The organism is Enhygromyxa salina, from assembly GCF_002994635.1.
In the GTDB taxonomy this organism is placed as follows: domain Bacteria; phylum Myxococcota_A; class Polyangia; order Nannocystales; family Nannocystaceae; genus Plesiocystis; species Plesiocystis salina_B.
Window position 1 is genome coordinate 159,657 of record NZ_PVNL01000135.1, and the last position, 21,464, is coordinate 181,120.

16 protein-coding genes are annotated in these 21,464 nt (G+C 67.9%); 4 read left to right on the plus strand and 12 right to left on the minus strand.

Translation table 11 applies throughout. The annotated features are described in order from the left end of the window. Nucleotides 1-120: 120 nt before the first annotated feature. The 3 genes from ENSA7_RS34890 to ENSA7_RS34900 form a co-directional block, all read right to left on the minus strand. A complete protein-coding gene (locus tag ENSA7_RS34890; RefSeq protein WP_106093736.1) occupies nt 121-1,296 on the minus strand; it encodes a phospholipase D-like domain-containing protein in 1,176 nt (391 codons plus the stop codon). Between the two features lie 2 nt (nt 1,297-1,298). Continuing rightward, entirely contained in the window at nt 1,299-2,615 is a 1,317-nt protein-coding gene (locus ENSA7_RS34895) for a DUF2254 domain-containing protein (RefSeq protein WP_106093737.1), read from the minus strand. Nucleotides 2,616-2,782: 167 nt separating this feature from the next. Continuing rightward, the gene (locus tag ENSA7_RS34900; protein ID WP_181234411.1) at nt 2,783-3,466 is read right to left on the minus strand and encodes a tRNA (adenine(22)-N(1))-methyltransferase; all 684 of its coding nucleotides are present in this window, start codon (nt 3,464-3,466) and stop codon (nt 2,783-2,785) included. A gap of 118 nt (nt 3,467-3,584) precedes the next feature. On the opposite strand from ENSA7_RS34900, the gene ENSA7_RS34905 reads away from it, so the two are divergent. After that, a complete protein-coding gene (locus ENSA7_RS34905) occupies nt 3,585-5,363 on the plus strand; it encodes a DUF8614 domain-containing protein (protein WP_106093739.1) in 1,779 nt (592 codons plus the stop codon). 19 nt (nt 5,364-5,382) lie between these two features. Here ENSA7_RS34905 and ENSA7_RS34910 read toward each other — a convergent pair whose 3' ends face one another. Continuing rightward, nucleotides 5,383-5,898 carry an HAD hydrolase family protein gene (locus ENSA7_RS34910; protein WP_106093740.1) on the minus strand — a complete coding sequence of 172 codons (516 nt, stop codon included), beginning with the start codon at nt 5,896-5,898 and terminating at the stop codon, nt 5,383-5,385. A gap of 49 nt (nt 5,899-5,947) precedes the next feature. Next, nucleotides 5,948-7,156: an FAD-dependent oxidoreductase gene (locus ENSA7_RS34915; RefSeq protein WP_146158493.1), complete on the minus strand. Its 1,209-nt coding sequence runs from the start codon at nt 7,154-7,156 to the stop codon at nt 5,948-5,950. A 118-nt stretch (nt 7,157-7,274) separates the two neighbouring features. On the opposite strand from ENSA7_RS34915, the gene zigA reads away from it, so the two are divergent. Further along, nucleotides 7,275-8,516, plus strand: a complete 1,242-nt coding sequence (gene zigA, locus ENSA7_RS34920; protein WP_106093742.1) for a zinc metallochaperone GTPase ZigA — start codon at nt 7,275-7,277, stop codon at nt 8,514-8,516. A 109-nt stretch (nt 8,517-8,625) separates the two neighbouring features. Here zigA and ENSA7_RS34925 read toward each other — a convergent pair whose 3' ends face one another. Beyond that, nucleotides 8,626-11,232, minus strand: coding sequence for an alanine:cation symporter family protein (locus ENSA7_RS34925; protein ID WP_181234412.1), 2,607 nt, complete (start codon nt 11,230-11,232; stop codon nt 8,626-8,628). A gap of 403 nt (nt 11,233-11,635) precedes the next feature. Here ENSA7_RS34925 and ENSA7_RS34930 point away from each other — a divergent pair, with 403 nt between their 5' ends. After that, nucleotides 11,636-13,777, plus strand: coding sequence for a hypothetical protein (locus ENSA7_RS34930; protein WP_146158494.1), 2,142 nt, complete (start codon nt 11,636-11,638; stop codon nt 13,775-13,777). Here the strand turns inward: ENSA7_RS34930 and ENSA7_RS34935 are convergent. The 3 genes from ENSA7_RS34935 to ENSA7_RS34945 form a co-directional block, all read right to left on the minus strand. Then, the gene (locus tag ENSA7_RS34935) at nt 13,699-14,274 is read right to left on the minus strand and encodes an SCP2 sterol-binding domain-containing protein (RefSeq protein ID WP_146158495.1); all 576 of its coding nucleotides are present in this window, start codon (nt 14,272-14,274) and stop codon (nt 13,699-13,701) included. The two genes, ENSA7_RS34930 and ENSA7_RS34935, sit on opposite strands and share 79 nt — an antisense overlap. Next, nucleotides 14,271-16,724, minus strand: coding sequence for a pyruvate formate lyase family protein (locus ENSA7_RS34940; RefSeq protein ID WP_181234413.1), 2,454 nt, complete (start codon nt 16,722-16,724; stop codon nt 14,271-14,273). The genes ENSA7_RS34935 and ENSA7_RS34940 overlap by 4 nt, the downstream gene beginning before the upstream one ends. Nucleotides 16,725-16,967: 243 nt before the next feature. Then, on the minus strand, nt 16,968-17,558 hold the full coding sequence (locus tag ENSA7_RS34945) for a class I SAM-dependent methyltransferase (RefSeq protein ID WP_106093747.1): 591 nt from the start codon (nt 17,556-17,558) through the stop codon (nt 16,968-16,970). A 175-nt stretch (nt 17,559-17,733) separates the two neighbouring features. Here ENSA7_RS34945 and ENSA7_RS34950 point away from each other — a divergent pair, with 175 nt between their 5' ends. Next, a complete protein-coding gene (locus ENSA7_RS34950; RefSeq protein ID WP_106093748.1) occupies nt 17,734-19,086 on the plus strand; it encodes a Vgb family protein in 1,353 nt (450 codons plus the stop codon). 34 nt (nt 19,087-19,120) lie between these two features. On the opposite strand, the gene ENSA7_RS34955 is transcribed toward ENSA7_RS34950, so the two are convergent. The 3 genes from ENSA7_RS34955 to ENSA7_RS34965 form a co-directional block, all read right to left on the minus strand. Further along, nucleotides 19,121-20,104, minus strand: a complete 984-nt coding sequence (locus ENSA7_RS34955) for an NAD(P)H-binding protein (RefSeq protein WP_146158496.1) — start codon at nt 20,102-20,104, stop codon at nt 19,121-19,123. 103 nt (nt 20,105-20,207) lie between these two features. After that, nucleotides 20,208-20,570, minus strand: coding sequence for a hypothetical protein (locus tag ENSA7_RS34960; protein WP_106093750.1), 363 nt, complete (start codon nt 20,568-20,570; stop codon nt 20,208-20,210). Next, nucleotides 20,567-20,770, minus strand: coding sequence for a hypothetical protein (locus ENSA7_RS34965; RefSeq protein WP_106093751.1), 204 nt, complete (start codon nt 20,768-20,770; stop codon nt 20,567-20,569). Before ENSA7_RS34965 ends, ENSA7_RS34960 begins: the two co-directional genes overlap by 4 nt. Nucleotides 20,771-21,464: the final 694 nt, after the last annotated feature.

The window sequence follows — 21,464 nt, forward strand, 5'->3', positions numbered from 1 at the left end:
GGCGGCGTTGAGTCATCTCGAGCACGTGGCGGCGTCAGTTTCCCACTTACGCTCGCAACGTCAAGACCTTCTTGAACCGCCGCGGCGGCAGGGCTCCGGCGTGACCAGTCTGGCTACTGGTCAGATCTCCGAGTCCAGCGGCGCCATCAGGGTCGTCAGCGCCCGCTGCCACCAGGGCCGCTCGCGCAGCTCGTCGACGGTCAGCAACCGGCTGCGCTCGAGGTCCGCGGCAAAGTCGATCAGCAGATCCTGCACCAGCGCGGCCGCCCCCGTCGCGACCAAGATCTCTTCGTCCTTGCGCATGGATCGACTGTTGATATTGGCCGATCCAAAGCACGTGAAGACGTCGTCGATGATCAACACCTTGGTGTGCATCATCGTTGGCCGAAAATAGTAGACGTGGACCCCGGCCTCGATCAGCGGGCGCAGCTTGGGCTCGGCCAGCATCTTCACGACCCGTTGATCCGCGTGATCACCCGGCAGCAGCAGGTCGACATCGACCCCGGACCGGGCCTTGGCGCCCAGCCTCTCGACCGTCTCGTCGTCCGGCGTGAAGTAGGCGGTGGCGATCTTGATCGAGCGCTCGGCAGCGTCGATCAGCCCCCACAGCGCGGTCGCGATCGCGGTCCAGCCGATCGCCGCGGTCGCCGGGACCACGTGGGCGCGCAGCGGCTGCTCGGAGGCCGGTGTCGGGGCCGGCGTCGGCGGGGCGATCGGGTCGCCGCCAGCCTCGAGCCACGTTGCGAGGAACGCCCCCCACAAGCCCAGCACCGCGGTCCCGTCGAGCTCGAAGTGAGAGTCGCGCCACTGCGAGGAATCACGGGCGTCGCCCTCCCACTCTTTGGCGATCCCCACGCCGCCCGTGAACCCAAGCTGACCGTCGACGACCAGCAGCTTGCGATGGGTACGGTGGGTCGACTCCCAGATCCGCCAGGGGCTCAGCGGCCGATACCACCGCACGATCACGCCGGCCTCTCGCATCGAATCAATCAGGCGCTCCTTCATGGCCCGGGCGCCGACGGCGTCGAGCACCACGCGTACCTCGACGCCGCGGCGGGCGGCGTCCGCGAGCGCATCAGCGAAGCGATCCGCAATGGTGCCGGTCCAGTACACGAACGTGACGAAGCCGATCTGTCGCTGCGCCCCCTCGATCGCGGCCAGCATCGCGGGGAAAATTTGATCGCCGTTGCGGAGCCGCCGGATCGAGCCAAGCGGCGCCGGGAACAGGCCCGTGGAGGCCGTCAGCACGTGTCCGAGCGCCGCGGCGCGGCTTGACTGAGTCGCGATGGCAGACATGGTCACTCCGTCCCCGACAACAGCGGCAGCGGCGGCCGGCCCAGCTCGGCGGTCGTGTGCTGAAACAGGCGGTCGATCTGACTTAGCTGACTTTGGCTCGAGAACGCCACGCGGGCGCGGGTGTGGATCTCCTGGACGAGCGCCCACAGCAGCTCGCGCTCGGGCTCACCGCGAGCGATGCAGGTCAGCTGCTCACAGGCGCGGAGCAGCTGGCGGACGATCAGCACGTCCTCACCACCGTACTGCAGGATCCGCAGGTAGGTGTCCTCAATCATGTGGTTGAACGACCAGCGAGGCAGCACGAGCCGCAGCTGTCCGTTCAGATCACAGCGGTACGACGAGGCCGCCTCATGCACGAGGTGCTTGCGGAGCAGGTAGGTCAGCGCATCGATCGCCGTCGCTGCGGTCGCGGGGTCATTGACGCCGGGCGACAGCGCGCGCACGGCGATGTCGGTGATCTGATCCAGACCAAACCCGGCGTCTTGCGGTGAGCTCCGCTCGCTGCCGCGTACGCAGGCCCGCTGGATCGTGTCTTCGAGCTCGGCGTCGACCTTGCCCCACACGCTCGCGAGCGGGGTCCCAGCCAGGATGTAGTCGCCAATGATCCAGCGCATGCGGATCACGACATCGGCCTGCTCGGCGGTCGAAAGCAGCTTCTCGTGGTCGAAGTGCTGCATATACCCCGATGTGCCCGCCAGCACCTCGCGCGGCTCACACTTGGGCAGCTCGGGGTCGCCCTCGCCCGGCCACGCCCGCCCGACATCTCGCGGAAAGCCGCGCTCGATCACGGTCTCGGTCTGCTCGAGGATCAGTGAGATGATCGAGCTTACCTTGATCGACTGCGGGACATGATTGAGCGAGTGGAGCAGCGCCCCGGTCGCGACGAACGACAGCCCCAGCGCCACGTTCGTGGCCATGAACGGGACAAAGTCCGGAATGCTCCAGATCGAGCGCAGCACGATCATACTGTACAGGAAGGTGCCAAGCAGGATCCCGAGTGCGTGCTGGTTGAGGGGGTCGCGAATATACCGACGCAGCAGCCGTGGCGAGTACGCGTTGGCAGTCTGGACCACCGCGAGCATCATCACCGAGAACGACAGCGAGGTGACCGTGAGCATCGCCGTCGCGATCGACCCAAGCATGGTCCGGGCGCCCGCGGCGTCGATCCGCAGCAGCTCGTAGCGGCTCGTGTCGACGCCCTGCGCATGCAGCTGGATCTCGCCGTAGACCAGGGCGACGGCCAACACGGTGTACGCCAACATCCACAGCCCGGGGCGAAACCACAGGCTGGACAGAATGTCGTCGATGAGCTTGCGCATGTCGGCGGTAGACTAGGCGTGAACGGATATACGACCGCTCGGGAGCAGCGCCCGGATCGAGGCAAAATTTGCTTCCCGCGCCGATCCACGCAGGCATCCGCGACGTGTCCGCTCGCGCGAGCATGCCCGGCGCCGCCGCCACCGTCGGCGCCGAGCAACACTGGGTGTCAATCGAGGATCGTCAGCATCCGCTGGTACGACCCGAGCTGGGAAGGATCGCCGCGGCCACGCTGCATCCCGTGGCAGGCCCGCGTCAGGCGGGCGCGCTCATGCTCGACCCACTCACCGAACAACGGGTCGTCGGCGCGGCGCAAGATCGGTCCGAGCTCGCGGTCGACCTCGTCATGCAGCGTCGGCGGCCCCGGCTCGGCGACGAGGATCACATACAGCCGACCACGATCGCGGGTCAGGGACTCATCGACGATCGCCCAGCCAAGCGCGTCAATCTGGGCCCGCAGGCTGCCGAGCTTGGGGTAGCCGTGGTTGGGCTGAATGATCAACCGAGATAATCCAGCGAGCGCGCCAGCGGCCTCGGCCTCGGTCAGCAAGCGCTCGGCCAGCGGCGCGCCGATACCCGCGATCACGGCGGTGCCAACCTCGCCGGGTGTCACCACCTGCAGACCCGAGCCCTGGCGCAGCTCCACGCGATCACCCAGGCCCAGCTGTTCGATGGTCGCGGCGGCGGCCCTCAGCGGGGCCAGGTTGAGGTCACCCGCGATCGCCCTGGGGACGCGCTTACTGGTGACCAGCGCGATCGCCAGCGCGGCGTGATCACAGCAAAGATCTGCGACCGGCGAGCCTGCGAGCACGTGCCGGGCGATCGCCGACAGCCGCGGACCGAGCTGGCTCAAGCCGACGGCTCCGGACGTTCGTGCTCGGTGCAATTCGTCAGCGAGTTCACCACGATCACGCGTCGCATCCCGAGCAGTTTACCTGCTCAGGGTCGTGTGCGAGCCTGCGCAGCACCCGATGCCCGACTTCCAACTGCGCCCCGTCTTGCTTCTGTCCAGCCTCGCGCTCAGCTGCGCGCTCACCAGCGCGTGTGACAAGCCCGCCCCCGAGCCGACCGTGACCCCCACCGCAAACCCCACTGAGACGACTGAGTCAGCTGAGCCAACGGGCTACGCGCTCGGCAACCCGGAGGTCGACGCGGCCGCGCTGCAGGCCAAAGTCGCCCAGTTTCAGCCGGTCGTGCTGCACGCGGATCTCTCGGCGCTGCCGGAGTCCGAGCGCGCCGCGCTCGAAGAGCTGATCGCCGCCGCGCGCTTGCTCGATCCGATCTTCGATCGCCAGGTCTGGGCGGAGTACCCGACCCACGCGCAGCGGCTCGCGGACGCCGCCAAGGCCGGCGGGGAGCTCGAGCAGCTGCGCTACGACTACTTCCAGATCATGCGCGGACCCTGGGACCGGCAGGATCACTTCGCCCCGTTTGCGATCAACATCCCGCACCCGCCCGGCGCGGGGTTCTATCCGCCCGGCCTGACCGCCGATGAATTCCGGGCCTTCACGGCGGCCAACCCGGCCATGCGTGACGACCTCGAGGGTCTGTTCACGCTGGTCGTCCGCGACCCCAACGACCCGACCCAGCTCCGCCCGGTCGCCTACAGCGAGGCGTTCTCCGAGTGGCTCGAGCCGGCCGCGCAAAAGCTCGAGGCCGCCGCCGCGCTGACCAAGAACGCCTCGCTCGCCACCTTCCTGCGCTCGCGCGCGGCCGCGTTTCGCAGCGACGACTACTACCAATCCGACAAGGACTGGATGGACCTCGACTCCGACGTGGAGATCACGATCGGCCCGTACGAGACCTACGAGGACGAGCTGCTCGGGCTCAAGGCCAGCTATGAAGCGTTCGTGACCGTGTCCGATCCGGTCGCGTCAAAAAAGCTCGGGGTCTACAAGGACTGGCTGCCCAAGATGGAGCAGAACCTGCCCGTGCCCAAGGAGGTCAAGACCAAGCGCGGCGCCGAGAGCCCGATCCGCGTGGTCGACCTGGTGTTCACCTCTGGGGACGCGCGCAAGTCGGTCCAGACGATCGCCTTCAACCTGCCCAACGACGAGCGCGTGCGGGCCGAGAAGGGCGCCAAGAAGGTGATGCTGCGCAACGCGATCAACGCCAAGTTCGACGTGATCATGAAGCCGATCGCCGAGCGGATCATGAACCCCGAGCAGCTGCCCCTGCTCTCGCAAGAGGCGTTCTTCAACGAGGTCCTGTTTCACGAGCTCAGCCACAGCCTGGGCCCCGCGATGGTCGAGGTCGACGGCCGCGAGGTCGAGGTTCGGGTCGCGCTGGGGTCGAGCTACTCCCCGCTCGAAGAGGGCAAGGCCGACGTCATGGGCGCGTGGAACGTGCTGTTCATGATCGACAAGAAGCAGTTCCCCAAGACGTTTCGGGATCAGCTGTTGGTGACCTACTTCGCCGGGCTGTTTCGCAGCGTGCGATTTGGCGTCGCCGAGGCCCATGGCAAGGGCGCCGCGTTCCAGATCAATCGGTTCCTGGAGGACGGCGCCGTGAGCTTCGACGAGAAAACCGGGCAATTCAGCGTGGACACCAAGAAGCTCGAGAAGTCGATCGAGTCGCTCGTGCACGACGTCGTGATGCTTCAGCACAACGGCGACAAGGCGGCCGTCGACGCGTTCTTGGCCAAGTACGCCGTGATGTCGCCGCCGATGGAGGCGGCGCTGGCGAAGCTCGATGGGATCCCCGTCGACATCAAGCCGGTGTACACGAACGCTGGCGAGTCGGCGCCCTGATCTGTTTGCTCAGGCTCGCTCAGGCTCGCTCAGCGCGGGCTGCCAAGATCTGGATGATCAGCTCCTCGACCGCCCCCTGCCCGCCGCCGGCCTTGGTCACATGGCGGGCCGCGCGGATCGCCGCCGAGTGGGCGTCCGCGACCGCGACGCCCACCGCGACATGAGGCATCAGCTCCGCGTCGTGGGTGCCGTCGCCCATGATCAAGACCTTGCGGGCCGAGACCCCGTACGCCACGAGGAGCTCGCGCAGCGCCGCGAGCTTGTCGTCGACGCCGAGCCAGTTGGTGTCCAGGCCCAGCGCCTGCATCCGGGCGCGCGCGCAGGCGCTGCCGTTGCGCGACAGCGGCACGAAGCCGACGCCGGCTGCCATGAGCGCACGGATCGCGTCGCCGTCACGGTGGCGGTAGGTCTGCGACCAGCCGTGGTCGGGGCCCAACCACGTCGTCGTGCCATCCGTGAGCGTGCCGTCGACATCGCAGATCAACAGCTCGATCTCGCACAGCTGCGCGGCGAGCTCGGGGTCGGTGGTCGGCATGCCTTCGCATACGCCAACGGGCCGAGCGGGCCAAGGGCGATTGCTCCGCTCACGGCAGGGCGAGCACCTCGAGTCGGGCGCTGGCGAGCCGAGCTCCGGCAATGTTGGCCGCGAGCGGACCCAGGCTCAGGCAGGCCGCCGCACCGATCACGTGGATCCGGGGATGCCAGCGCAGCGCCGCGTCGAGCAGAGGAGTCGCCCGGGGCCCGCGCGCGAGCCCGAGGGCCTGGGCGGTCAGGTCGAACAGAGGCACGCCCTCGAACCCGCGGGCAAAGCCGGTCGCGAGCGCGAGCCGATCGCAGCGCAGCGCGGGGTCACCGTTGATCGAGAGCGCGAGCCCGGCCGCCTCTCGTTGGGTATGGGTGACCTCACCGAACACGACGCGCAGGCTCCCGCGTCGCTGCGCGCGGGCGAGGCGGGCGGCGACCCGCGGCGGAACGCTCCCACGACGAAGCTCGCTGTCGAGCATGGCGACCCGTCCGGCGAGCGGAAAATTTGCGAAGCGCCAGGACCAGCGCGGACCGGCCCAGCGCGGGGCCGCGTCGAGCTCGGCGATCAGCGGGGGGCGGCGACAGATCAAGGTCGTCGCGCCTGGCCGCAGCTGAGCCCAGCGCAAGGCCAGCTGCGCCGCCGAGAGCCCTCCGCCCACGACCACGACCGATCCGCTCGGCGGGCTGCGGTCGAACTCGGGATCGTACACGTGCAAGGTTGGACCGCCGATCGCTTTGGCCCACGCGGGCACGTGTGTCCGTGGTCGGCCGATCGCGACAATGAGTCGACGCGCGGTCAGGCTCCCACGGTCGCTCTCGACCCGCACGCCGCCTTCGACGAGCTCGACGCTCCGGGCCAGGCCACGCTCGAGCAGGGCGTCGAGGTCGAGTCGCCCGCGGACCCACTCGACGTGGCGACGAAACAGCGCCACCGAGGGCGCGCGACACGGCCCCGCGAACGATCCGGGCTCCAGCCGTGGCTGCGCCTCGGCGAAGTGATGCAGCGAGAGCTCCCCGACGTCGATGTCCTGATCCAGGGGCGAGCGCAGGTGGCCCATGGCGAGGACCTCGGCTCGCCGCTCCCACTCGGCCAGGGGGTGCGGGTGGGGGTCGAGCAAGCGCAGCGTCGACCCGCGCCGACGCAGGCGAGCGGCCGCATGGAGGCCGTGCACGCCAGCGCCGATGATCAGCCAGTCGAGCATCTTCATGAGTAGGTGATTGATCGCGGAGGTCTTGCCCACGCCCAAAGAGCCCGCGATCAGGCTCACGAGACGCGGGGCTTGGATCGGGGGGTCGTGGCGTCTTCGAGGTTGCGCGCCTCGGCCGAGTCCTAGTTGACTTCACTTGCAAATGCAATGGAGTTGCATGTAAAGCTCGAGGCCCACCATGCCCGTCGACACCAACATCCCCGCGGCACAGGCCGATCGACGCCTGCCGGTCACCGTCTTGTCTGGATTCCTCGGAGCCGGCAAGACCACCTTGCTCAACCAGGTCCTCAACAACCGCGAAGGTCGCCGGGTGGCGGTGATCGTCAACGACATGAGCGAGGTCAACATCGACGCGATGCTCGTCGAGCGCGGGGGCGCCGAGCTCTCTCGCACGGAGGAGAAGCTCGTCGAGATGTCCAACGGATGCATCTGCTGCACGCTGCGGGACGACCTCCTCGCCGAGGTCTCTCGCCTCGCGCAGGCGGGGCGCTTCGACTACCTCCTGATCGAGTCGACCGGCATCTCCGAGCCCATCCCGGTGGCGCAGACCTTCACCTTCGAGGACGAGGACGGCGTCAGCCTCGGCCAGGTCGCGCGGCTCGACACGATGGTCACGGTCGTGGACGCGGCCAGCTTCCTGTCCGACTACGACTCGGCCGATGCGCTCGCGGACCGCGGTGAGTCCCTCGGGGAGGACGATCACCGCACGGTGACGGACCTTCTGATCGAGCAGGTCGAGTTCGCCGACGTGATCGTGCTCAACAAGGTCGACTTGGTCACGCCGCAGCGCGCCCGCGAGCTCGAGTCGATCATCCGCGCGCTCAACCCGGGCGCCGAGCTCATCACCGCGTCGCACGGCAAGGTCGCGCTGGAGTCGGTGCTGGACACGGGCCGCTTCGACTACGAGACGGCCGCCAGCTCAGCCGGGTGGATCAAGGAGCTTCAGGGCGAGCACACGCCCGAGACCGAGGAGTACGGCATCTCGAGCTTCACGTATCGCTCGGCCTGGCCCTTCGACGCCCAGAAGCTGTGGGCCTTCCTCCACGACGACGCGGTCTGGAAGGGTGTGCTGCGCTCGAAGGGCTTCTTCTGGGTCGCGGAGGACCATCGCGTGGCCTACGAGTGGGGACAGGCAGGCCGGACGAGCAACGTCCACCCCATGGGCACGTGGTGGGCCGCGGTGCCGCGTGATCGCTGGCCACAGGAGGGGCAGCGCCCGGATCAGGCGCCCGATTGGCACCCCCGCTTCGGTGACCGCTCGCAGCAGATCGTCTTCATCGGGCAGAACGTCGACGAAGCGGCGGTCCGAGCTCGACTCGACGCCTGCTTGCTCGACGAGGCGCTCGCCTCGAGCGACAGCAAGAGCTGGTCGGAGCGCCCCAACCCGTTCCCCGCGCTGCAAGTGGACGGAGAGGCATGAAGCAAGGCGTTTGCCGTGATCGCTCAGTCTGCCGCCCCGACCGCCGCCCCGACCGCCGCCCAGGTCGCAAAGGTCAGGAGGCGGCGGTGCAGGGGCAGGGTCGTGGTCGTCATGCGCTTGGCGGTTTCGGTGACTTCAGCGAGCGCGTGCGGATCAGCAAGATGATCAGGCCGAGCCCGTGGAGGGTGACGAGGCCCAGCATTGCGTAGTCGGCGACGGTGAGGATCGGCATCACGGTCAGCACGGCGCCGCTCAGGCCAGCGAGCAAGAACACGATGCGAAACCCGATCCCGGCCCCGCGGCCGAGCGCGAAGTCAGCCGCGCGGGCGCCGTAGCCCGACCACGCGATCATGGTCGTCAGCGCCAACAGCAGCACGCTGATCGACAGCAACAGCGCGCTGCTGCGCTTGACGGTCATGCGCGAGGCCCAGCCAACTCGCTCGAGCCCCTGGCCCGAGACGTAGGGCCCGTCCATGAACGGCGCGAGCTCGGCCGGATGCGGGGTGTAGAGCTCGCCGCGCGAGCCCTGCGGTTCGCCGTAGGGGTGCACGGCGACCAGCGTGCGGCGGTCGGACAGCGGCCCGGCCATGGAGCTGCGGTCGAGACCCAGGCGGCTCAAATAGCTGCTCGAGGCCGGGAACCGGGCGCCCGCGTGAACCTCGACCTCGAACTGCTGCGCCGGCGGCAGCAGATACGGACCGGTGTAGTCGCGCCAGCGATCGACCTTGGCGAAGTCCGCGATGTCCTTGCGCCCGCTCAAGAACCGCAGGGTCCCGTCGACCAGGGTCGAGCTGACGGGGATCAGCAAGTCCTTGGTGGGGTCGGTCTTGTGGCGGATCACCGCCGTGGTGGTGTCCGCCAAGAACGCCCACGGCGGAGTCAGGAGCTCGCCCGAGGTCAGCAGGTGGCCGAACTCCATGCCCCGTGGAGGCGGGCGAAACTCCATCTGCAGGCGCGCGCCGATCGGCGCGTTGAATTCTTCGCGGGTGACCATGGCCAGGGGCGCCCGAGCGTCGCCGTTGTCGAAGTAGGGCCCCCGAAACGCCGCCGACGGGACCGTGGTCCGCAGGCTCAGCGGGCGATTGGGCGGCGGGTCGGCCTCGATCAGCGCGTGGTGGACCCCCCACCGGGTCTGGAACATCTTGACCACGCGACCTTCGAAGCGAAAGTCGCCGAACACGACGTAGGGGCCGTCGCGGGTCTTGGACATGCGATGCAGGTCCACGCTGTCGTCGACCGGGGTCAGCTGGATGTACTGCTGGCCCTCGGGCCCGATGACCTCGTTCTCGACCGGGATCCGCACATCGTAGGCCGCGTGCATGCCCCGGGCGGCGTTGCGATCGTGAAACACGACCTCACGGATCATCTGGGTCTCTTCGGCGAACCCGAGCACCAGCGAGGGTTGGCCCTCCCGGGTCGGGACCTTCATGCCGCGCGGGCTCGCGCGCATGACCATCGGGTAGACGTGATCCTCGAGCAGGCCCTGGCTGTCGTCGGTCGCGCCCTCGGGCGCGATCGCGTCGAGCGGCAGCACGACCGTCTGCCCGGCTTGCAAGCTCGCCGCCGTGCCCCGCGACTGCGGGCGCTCGAGCGGAGCCCACAGCGCGACGACGCGCTTGCGATCATCGGGGCTGAGTCGGTCGAGATCACCGTCACCCAAGACGGCGGCGATCTCGATCAGCTCGGCGTCGCTGGCCAGCCGCTCGTCGGCGCTGGCCAGCCGCTCGCCGGGCTCATCGACCCGCTGGTTGACCCACGGGGTCGAGGTCAGGGCCACGATCGCGGTCAGCGTCGGGATGACGATGCCGCTGACCAGCGGGGCCAGCATCGCAGCCGCAGCTGCAGCTTCGGGGCGCTTGACGTCGTCGGCCTGGGGCGTGAACCCAACGCTGCCGATCCCCGCTTCGGTCGCCAGGGTCCCGCGCAAGAACCCGACCTGCATGGCCATCAGCAGGCCGCCACCAGCGGCCCCGCCCGCGAGCTCGGCCGGGCTCGCGCCGCCCATGCCAGCGAGGATCTGGCTGAGCGCGGCGCCGGGGTCACCGGGCGAGCGCACGATCATCAAGATCACCGCGAGCACGTAGAGCGCCACGGCCACCGGCCCGAGCGCGACCACGAAGTCGCGCAGCTTCGGCACCATCACGCCGACCCCAGCGGCCACGACCAGGAACCCCGCGACCAGCCAGCGATCCCCGCCGAGCGTGGCCAGCAGCACGCCGCTCTGCTGGGTCTGGAACATCGAGCCGGCCGCGACCGCGAACACCATGAACACCAGCGAGAACAGCAGCGCCAGGGTCTTCCCCGAGATCAGGTTGGGCGCGCCCAGCCACTCGAGCGCGCGCACGTGCAGCGGCGGGATCCCGTCAGCCAGGGCGTAGACCGTGCCAACCCGCTGCTGCTCGCCGAACCGTCGGCGGTAGCGCAGGGCGAGCATGACCTCGGCGTAGATCAAGCCCATACCCAGGAACGACGCGACCCACATCCAGCCGATCGCACCGGGGCCGCCGAGCTCGAGCGCCAGCAGCGAGCCGCCCACGCTGCCCATGCCGACGCTCGCAGCCAGAAAGCCGCGCCGCACCAGCGCCGCGCTCGGGCCAGACTTCAGCGCGCGCGGGAGCTCGCGCAGCTGCGCGAGGCCGCCGAACAGGGACACGAGCACGCCCACGGCGAGCACCGTGTAGACCAAGATCGCCTGGGCGATTGGGGTCAGGTCCATCATCCGGGTGAAGGTACCCAGGTTTCGGTGCCAGGAGAAACCAGCGGGTGCCAACTTCGTTGCCGGGCCCCAAAGCGCGAGGCTCGGGCCGCCAGTCCGCCCAGGATGCAGCCGCAACACCGCGACATGGCGACGGTTTTCCGACCGCCGCGGGCGTCGAGGTCCGAGCCCGTCGGGGTCATTCGCCGAGCTGCCGCGATCGGCTGCGATGCCGAGAGTTCAGCGCACGGCTGCGCGCCCCGCGGGTCGATGGCCCCGCCGTCCCCACGCATCGGTTCCCGCTCGACCCGCAGCGGATGCGCAACACCAGCGTCATCGCGACCCAGACCCGCGCTCAGCTTGCGCGGGGCGATCCGAATTAAACGTGTTTCACTACAAGACGCCCTCGCCTTGGTATGAGCATATGCAAGCAAGAATACGCGGCAAGATCACCGAATACGAAGGCGGCGCTGGTGTGCCAGGCGTCATCGTGGCTGCGTTCAACAAGGGCCATCTCCGCGACGAACGCATCGGTCAGGTGCTCTCGGCGAGCGACGGCAGCTATGAGCTCAACTACGAGCGCGGTCGCACGTTGAAGGTGTTCTCGCGAACAACCGACATCTACTTGGTGGTCAAGTCCGTCGCCGGTCGGGTCCTCCACACCACGCAGGCGGTGACCCGGTTCCACGCCGGGCCCGACGAGCGGATCGACGTCGAGCTCCCCAGCCAGACCCTGCATGCCGCAGGGATCACGCTGGCGCTGCCGGTCCCGCTGATCGCGAGCGAGCGCCTGAAGTCCCTGCCCTGCCTCGACCACGCCGCGCCGGACGACCCGCTGGCCGCTCAGATCCGCGCTGATCTGGCCGCGGCGGGCTCGGTGCTCGGGCTCATGAAGCACTACATGAGCGCGCTCGTCGGCGACAAGAACAACAACGCGCTGCCGCTGCGCAAGCTGTGCAAGCTGTTTCGGCTGGGCGCGGTGCCCGAGCGCGTCACCGGCCACTACTACGGCGTGACTCTGGCGCTGCGAACCGGCGACCTCGCCGAGCCGATCGCCGACTTCGGCAACCTGCTCGGGTGCGTGTGGGGCACGGCGGTCGGCGAGAACCGGGCCTGGTCGGGCCAGACCTTCGCGAGCATGAGCGAGGGAGATCGGCACCAGATCACCGGCAAGGTCGTGCCCGATGACGTGCCGATGTACCGGGCGACCAACCACTTCAAGGTCATCCACCACGCGCCGGTCAACCTGGCCGGCAACGCGCTGATCAATTTCATGTGGCACCTCGCCGACGCGCCCACGGACCAGCAGCTGCGCTACGGCCACCAGCGCGACGGGGGCCAGTGCGTGGTCTACCGCGCGGCCTCGGTCTACCCCGGCACCCCGCGCCAGGTCCTGCGCCTCAACTATCGGTTCTCGGGCCTCGGCAACCACCCGCCCTTGCCCCACCTGATCACCGAGCTCGTCGAGATCGCGCCGGGCGTGCTGCTTGGCCAGCTGACCTTCGCGACAGCCGGGTTGCTCGAGACCTACGATCCCACGGCCGCCGACGCGTCGTATCGGTATCAACACTGCGGCTTCGTCGTGCTGTTCGACGAGACCCTCAATGTCGTCGCCCGCGACCTGTTCCCCCACCTCGAGATCCCGCGCGCCGCGATCGTCACCCGCGTCGCCGAGGACTCGCCGCTGCCAGCGTCGGTCAAGCCGCCAGCCAAGCTCACGACCCTGACCCTCGCCGAGTCACCACCGACGACAGCCGACACCGATCCGCTCGCGCTGGTGCGCCGTGATCTGCGAGATGCTGTCACGATCTTGCACATGCTCGCGTCGTACAGCGGCGCCCTGAACCACACGCCGACCGCCGACTCGACGATCTTCGCCAAGCTGCGGGCGCTGCACGACGCTGGCCTCGCGCCGCAGTACATGGACGGCTTCTACCACGTCGCGCTGATCTCATGGGTGTCGCCGGGCCCGCTCGGCAGCCTCAACATCAACAGCCTCAACCTCGCGTGGCGGGTGGGACGGCGGTTCTCACCCTGGACCGGCAAGCGGTTCGAGCCGATCGAGCCGAGGCCGCTGTTGGCCTGCTCCGACGGGCACGAGAGCTTGGATGTGCCGACCCAGCTGTGCAGCAACACGCTGGCGTTTCGGACCCGCCGCCAGCGGATCGCCGGCGGCGCGTTGAAGCTCATGTGCTCGAACCTCGAGCGTGCTTCAGCCGGGGACCACCGCGAGTTCGGCTACGACGCGCAGAGCGCCTTCAGCATCGGCAGGCAGGCGTCGAGCATCTGCGCCGACAAGCACGGGGCGCCTGTGTATCAGTGCAACTATCGCTGGAAGGGCCTGCACAACCCGCCGCCCGAGTCACTGCGGATCGACGAGCTGGTTCAGATCGCCGAGGGGCTGTACCTCGGGCAGGTCTACTACGCGACCAAGGCCCTGGAGCCCTGGAGCCCCAACACGGCCCCGGCCTGCTACGGGTATCAGCTCTACGAGTACTTCCTCCTGATGGATCCACAGTGGCAGGCGCTGCGCATGTCGCTGGGGTTCGACCTCGACAACGTGTGAATCGACCACACCCCGGGGTCGCGCTCCGCTGGCTTGACCGCGGACGCAAACCTCAGCTGCAGGTGCTTGGCCATGTACGCGAGCTTGCGCAGATAGTTGAGGTTCCCGACATACGAGATCTCGTTGTTGACGATCGAGCCGATCAGGTCGAGCCTGTCGTTGAACAGGAATCTCGCCAGCGCCTCGTTATCCTTGAAGGTCACGGTGACGTCGGGCTCGGCGATCACGTCTGCCAAGATCCGCATGCGCCCACCCGCAAAGATGACCGCCAATTGCGCCGATCCGTCCTCGCGCTGAAACACGTATGACACGTCGTACGCCGCGATGCTCTGGCGGCAGCGACGATCAGCCAGCAGCGTCAGGCTCATGACCCGAAACAAGCGCTCGAGCAGCCCCTCGCGCGCGTCGGACTCGAGGCACGCGATGAACCGCGGGGCGACGCGCTCGAGCCGAAATTCGGCCCACAGCGCCCATAGACGCTCGATCAGGGCGCTCACGACGGCCCCCAGTCCGCGAACCGTCCGCCCTCGCGCCACCAGGCCGGCGCCGCCGCGGCCGCGCCGGTCTCGAGGTGATACTGAGTCTGTGAGATCAGCTCTTCCTTCATGGGCACGCTCAGCTCGTTGAAATAGGCCGAGTGGCCCGAGACCGGAACAATGAGGTTTTGATATTTGTGGGGGTGCTCCATCGCGTCGATCAACTCCTCATACGTGTGAATGTTGAATTGAAGCTGCATGCCGCCCTTGCGAAAGTGTGCCTCGATGAGATCACCGAGGCACTCGAGGTACGCGGACAGGGGCTCTTCAGGGCGACGCGGCGCCAGCTTGATCGTGAGGGCCGCTCCGCCCGGGATCGAGCGACTCCCCACCGCCGCGACCGCATCGAGCGTCGAGCCGAGCTCGCGAGGTACCCCCGACGTCGGCGTGAGCCCGCCGCTGAACACCTTGTGAGCCCGACGGCCGCTGGGCAGGGCGCCGCACAGCTTGCCGTGGCCCGCGTGGCTCGTCATCGTCACGTACACGGGGCGGTAGCGACCACCCCGCTCGTTGGTATGGGACTGGTAGACCGCGTAGAGCAGCTCCATCAGCCGCGCCGCGTTGCGGAGCGCGACCGGGTCCTCGCTGCCAAACTTGGGCGGCTTGTAGCGCAGGTAATTGCGCAGCCGCGCGTGGACCGGGCCAAAGTCGACGCGCAGCGCCTCAATGAGCTCAGCCATGGTCACCCGGGCGTCGCGAAACACAGCCACCTCGATCGCGTTGAGCGAGTCGCAGACATCGGCGAATCCCACGTGGTTCGCGCCCGATGAATTGTAGGTCGCCCCGCCGCGGCTCGAGTCCTTGCCAAGCTCGAGCGGGCCCTGGAACAGGGCCGAGAGCAGCGGCGTGGGCATTCGCTCGGCGTGGAGCTGCCCGAGCGCCTCGTCGAGCCCGATCGCCTGCTGAATCAGCCCGCGCAGCTGGACCGCGAACGCCTCCCACAGCTGTTCGAAGCTGGTGAACGTGCGCGGATCCGCCGTCACTGGCCCGATCTGCTGGTCCTGGGTGACCGCCGTCTTGCCCTGCCACAGCGTCAGCTCGAGAGCCCGGGCCAGGTTGAGCACGATCGACGCGCCCGCCCCATGGTCACGACCACCGCTCAGCGGCGAGCCGTTGACCACCGCAAAGTCGCGCGCGTGGCCCAAGCGCTGCCCCTGGTTGACCAGGGTCATGATGCTGGTGACGTCGTTGTGGATCGCCGGGATCGCGCCCGTGTTGACGATGACCTGGACCACGCGCTGGCGATACGCTCGATCATTGACGTCGCCGTGAAACCGAGCGGTGACGCTGGGATCGCGCAGCGCCATCACCTCGGTGGTTCGCAACAACACGTAGGTCAGATCATTGACCGCGTCGCGCCCTCGCTCGTCGACGCCGCCCAGCGTGACCGCGGGCGCCGAGCCGGCCCCGCCCCACAGCCGCTCGGACAGCTCGGGCACCAAGCTGGTGTTGTCGCCGAGCTTGAGCCACAGGCAGCAACACAGCTCGACCGCCCGCTCGGGGGTCAGCACGCCGTCCTCGATGTCGCGGCGGTAGAAGGGCCACAAGATCTGGTCGAGGCGGCCGGGGCTCAGCGCGAGGTTGACGTTCTCGGCGTGCAGGGCGACCTGACACAGCCACAGCGAGTTCACGGCCTCGCGAAAGGTCCGGGCCGGCTTGGCCGGAACCCGCTCACAGATCAGCGCGAGCGCCTCGAGCTCGGCGAGCCGCGTTGTGTCCGTGGTCAGCTGCGCCTGGGCCCGCGCCGCGCCAGCCAAATTCGTGGCGTGCTCGATCGCCCCACGCAGCGCGATCTGAACCGATTGATAGAACTCGATCCGCTCGCGCGTCCTCGGGCCCCTGCTCCGATCGAGCACCCGCTCGCGGCCGCGAGCCTCGGCGATGATGTCTTCCATGCCCTCGTGCAGCACCCGCTCGTAGGCCGGTACGCAGCGCGAGATCCCGTCGACCTTGCCGCAGCTGAACGAGGTCAGGCGCTCGAGCAGGCGCAGGCTGATCGGCGGCGGGCTGCCCAGGCTGGCCCGCAGGCGCTCGAGCATGGACTTGTCGATCCAGTAGGGGAACACGAACAGGTCGAGGATCTCCGCGTCCGCCGGGCTCAGCAGCTGGGGGTTGACCTTGCGCGTGCTGATGACCTCGAGCTCCGGCCAGATCGTCAGCCCCGTGAGCTCGGGGTAAACCGGCGCGCCGATCGGCTTGGAGGTCGTCGAGCCGGCCAACAAGTTGTCGTCCAAGATCGCCGCCTCGCGCTGGGCGAGATAGTGGCGGACCCGCCTCGCGGCCACGAGCTGCGACGGTTCATTGGGGTCGGCCAGCTCCGTCATGAATTGGGTGATCAGCTTTGCGCGCTCGACACAGACTTCGGTCGACGCGGCCAGATGTCGCGCACGGAGCCGCAGGACCCGGGGCATGCTGTCCAGGGTCGTTCGCGACAGCCGCTCGAACAGCGATCCTGGCGAGATACCAAGATCGGGGAGCGTGTCACGTGCATTCGAACGCATCGGTCTCCAAGCGCTTGCGCCCATTACACAGCTTGGAACCCCTGCGACCGAGAGTCACGCAACCTGGTGCCCGCGGGTTGTTCCGGCTCCGGGGTGGTGACGGTGTGAAATTTGCGTTGTGCCTGGCGTCGCCGATCGCGAGCGAATCACAGCTCAGGCTTGCTCGAGCTCGTAGAGCACCACCTGCGTATCTTTGGGCAAGAACAGCCCGCCCCCACAGCTGACAAAGTGAGGGGCGAGCGCGCGTCGGTACCAATCCACTGTCCTCAAGTACACATCGCCGTCGGTTCGCGATTGATCGCAGCTGTGCACCCAGTCGCCCTTGGTCACGGCCTCGAGGTACATCGCTTGACCGGTGTGGCGGGCGAGGTTGCGGATCGCAGCGCGCGCCTGGTTGGCGGGCAGGTACTGAAGGACGCTCTGGCACACGACCAGATCGGCCGGGCGGCCGTGATCATGGTCGACCGCGGAGCCGTGCGCCCAACCGTGCACACCGCACAGGTACTCGCTGAACTCGACCCCGTGGTAGTGGCGCAGTCCTGGAATCGCCCGCTCGAGCGGCGCACGCCACAAGCCGATGCCGCAGCCAAAGTCCAGGACCTCGCGAACCTCGATCTGAAGATAGTCGAGGTACGCGCAGACAAAGCGGACCAGGCGCTCGACCGACGCCTCGTCGGCCACCTGCGTGTCAGGATCGGCGTAGAAGCGCTCGTAGAAGCCCGCATCGAACCGACGACCCACCATGACGCCCGAGCATATCCTGCAACCAACCTCACCGGGTGTGTCACGGACTCGTCATGAGGTGTCCGCAAGATCAGTGTGACCCCTGGCACTCGATGATCATCGCGTGTCGCAACTGCGTGCCAGAATTTACACGGATGTGGTGTCGTTGTTCTGGAGACCGGCGTATAGTCACCCGATGCGTGATCTACAGCTTTCGTTGGTCCTGGTCGCGGCGGTGAGCACCGTCGGTTGTGGCGATCCAAACGCGCGGCCCGGCGATGGAGACGGCGAGACCAGCGGCCTGACCACCGTCAACGCGGAGACCGGTGAGAGCAGCGACACGGACTCCGACACGGATCCGGCGACGACCACGGCCTCGACCACATCCACGACCACGGACGGCGAGCCGAAGTTCGACCTCGGGCCCCTGCCTGACGGCGCGACGGACTGTGGCAGCGGCGAAGGCGGCGGCATGGGCGACTTCAGCTACATCTGGATCGCCAACTCCACGCAGGGCACGGTCTCCAAGATCGAGACCGTGAGCACGATCGAAGAAGGCCGCTACGCGGTCACCAACGATCTCAACATGCAGTCGTCGCGGACCTCGGTCAACCAGTACGGAGACGTCGCGATCGGTCACCGCTTCGCCCCGCGCGTGACCAAGGTCGCCGCCCGGGTCGAGAACTGCATCGACAAGAACAACAACGGCATGATCGACACGTCCAGCGGCGCCGGCGATGTCCGCCCCTTCCTCGAGGACGAGTGCACGCTGTGGTCGATCGATCTTCCCAACCAGGGCAACGGCACCCGCGCGGTCGCCTGGGAGGGCGGCAGCATCGACCCGGACACCTGCGAGAACACCATCCCCAACCCGCGCCTGTGGGTTGGCTATGGCCAAAACCCCCTCCAGGTCTACCGGCTCGACGGTGAGACGGGCGCGGTGCTCGATCACGTGCAGGTGGCTTCGAGCGGCTTCGTCTACGGCGGGGCGGTCAACGCCGACGGCGACTTCTGGGTCTCGGATCGCTCGGGTCGCACGCTGTCCAGGGTCGACGCCGAGACCCTCGAGGTCTCGGTGTTTCCGGTCCCCGGCAGCGCGGCCTACGGCATGGGCGTGGACCAGAACGGGCACCCATGGATCGCCACCCACAGTGTTGGGGTTGGCGACTTCGTGTATCGCTTCGATCCTGATCTGCAGACCTTCACCTCGGCGGGCGGGACCAGCGGGCGCTACCGGGGCATGAACATCGACCGCGAGGGCCGGGCCTGGGTGGCCGGAAACTCCCCCTGCCGCCTGGCGCTGTTTGATGCGGTGCAAGAGACGGTGATCAACGACGCGATCGAGCTGCCGGGGTGCGTGGATCCGGTCGGCGTGAGCGTGGATCGCGATGGCTATGTGTGGGTCGTGGATCGCGGCGCCAGCGTGGCCTGGAAGGTCGATCCCAACTTCCACATTGTGGTCGGGACCGTGAATGGCCTCGTCAATCCCTATACCTACTCGGACATGACTGGGCAGGGGTTGAACTTGGTCGTGAACCCGCCCGGGTGAGCTCCGGTCGGTCGGGTTCGGGCCGAGATCGTCATCAATGGCGACTCGGCCGAGCGAGGACCTGAATGATCCGCTCCGAAGCTCGCGCCACAATCGACAGCTCACGATTCTCCGCGGCCAGCGCTCGCTCAGCCGCGACGTCGAACGGCACCAGCTCGTGCTCCGGTGCCAGGGCCCAAAACCCCTCGTCCTTCGCGACCAAGTCCGAGGTCAACCCCTCGACCAATTCAGCGGCGAGGTGTCGATCCGCCCGGGTGACTAGCGCGATCCAATAGCTCGACAGCCGCGGCGTGACCACGGGGACCTCGACCACCCGCGGGCAGATGTTTCGAAGCCGAGCGACCCGCTCGAGGATCTCCCGGGCCGAGAGCGTCTCGGGGCCGGGCAGCGGGTAGACAGCGCTGCCGCTGAGATCGAGATCCACAGCCAGGCGCAGCGCGGCGCTCACGTCTTCGATCGCAATCGGCTGGGAGCGATGCCGGAGCCAGCGCGGGAGCACCATGACCGGCAGGCGCATCGACAGGTCGCGGACGATCCGCCAGCTCTGGCTGCCGCGACCGATGATCATCCCGGCCTGGAGCTCGATCGTGGACACCGAGCCGCTGCGCAGGGTCTCGCCAGTGGCCAGGCGGCTACGCAGGTGCTTGGACGGGCGGCCCGCTGGTCGAACGCCACCCAAGTAGACAATGCGTGTGACGCCGGCCTGCTCGGCCGCCGCCAAAAAATTTGCGGCCATCCGCTGCTCGGCTGCCTCGTAGTCCTGCTCGCTCTCGGACTCGGCCATCCCGTGGACCAGGTAGATGGCGGCGTCTCGGCCGGCGAGCGCCGCGGCGATCGACTTGGGGTCGGACATCTCGAGCTGACAAAACTCGAACTGGGGTTTGCGGCGCCTGGCCTTGGCGGGATTGCGGGTGGCACCGCAGACCTCGTAGCCGGCCCGGACCAAGACTGGGTGCAGGTGGCTGCCGACGAATCCGGTCGCGCCGGTCAGCAGCACCCGCTTGCCAGGCTTGGGCATGACCACACTGTGGGCCTAAATTGTCAGCCGACCACCCCGCATCGGGTTCCAGTCGGTGGTTGAGCCGCTGGGCGTCGCAGCTGCGACGCCCAGCTCTGCACGATCACGGGAACATGATCGGTGGAAGCGGCGGGAACGAGACGCCGCCTGGTCCGCCGGGCGATCCCACCGTGACGGCCGTCGGGGCCGCCGGGGTGCGGGCCTGGGTCCGGTGAGAAGTTGGGGTAGGCCGGTGGGGTGCCGCCGCCGCCATCGCCACCGCGACGGCCGAGCCGGTGTCGCACGAGACCACCGCACACATTGGCGGAAAGCTGATCGTCGGTGAGCCCCAGCCGAAGCCAACGTTGTAGTCGAGCACGCCGAGCGAGCGCTCGGTGAGGTAGTCCTCGGCGACGACGCACCGATCGATCGGGATTGGATCGTCGCCTACGATGCACTCGCTAGAGCGCTGGATCCGTGCGTTCAAGAGCCCGCAGCCGGTCCGACACGCGCTGCTGTTGGGATCGCAACTACGCGCGACCCGAGTGAGGCCCAGCCGATGCTACAGTTCGCCCCGTCCTCGACGTAGTACTCGTTGAAGTCGCTGCCCAGCGCGGACGGCTCGGGCAGCACCACGTTCGGGCCCTCGATCCGCTGCTGGATGTCAGCGCTGGCAGACCGGCCCACACTCGATCATCCGGGTCTTGCGGCTGGGTGCACATCGATGCCCAGGTAGTTCACGTGTTCCTCCGTTCGCTTCGAGGCTGCGAAAGGCAGCGGCGCTTCGTCCCTAGTTTGTCCTCGCGGCCGACCGCTGGCAGATCCCCGCGGTCAGCCCGGCTCGAACGTGAGGACCACGTTGCGTGCCTCACGCTGATCAGGCCTGCACCATGGCATCTATCCGCGCGAGCGAGCGGTTAGGTGATAGCCGGGGAAATCAGCTACAATCCCACCTCCGGAATCTACTCAATGGATCAGTCCTGGCTAAACGATCTGAGAGATAATCCCGCACAGCTCTCACAGCGTGCGATTGCTATGTTCCGCTGACCGGAGACGGAGGCTGCGAGACCGTGCTCAACGCGCGGTTCGACAAAGCAGTGTCCTCCGGGCTCGTCGTCGACGAAGGCTGCATTGACGAAGCGCTAAAAGGACCCGCCTTGCTTGGTTGTGCCAAGTATCCATGGACAGAGAACGAGGATGGGGGATGCGTGGCTCTGTCTGGAAGCCTTGACACCGGAGAATCCTGTGTAAATGACTGGGGCCTCCATCCACTGCGCGTGCGGCCGTGCCGGGAAGGCTTGAAGTGTCTTGATGGCCGGTGCGTGCCGTCAAATGACCCCGGCAAGTACGGGACGGTCGGCTCCGCGTGCCATTGGCCGGC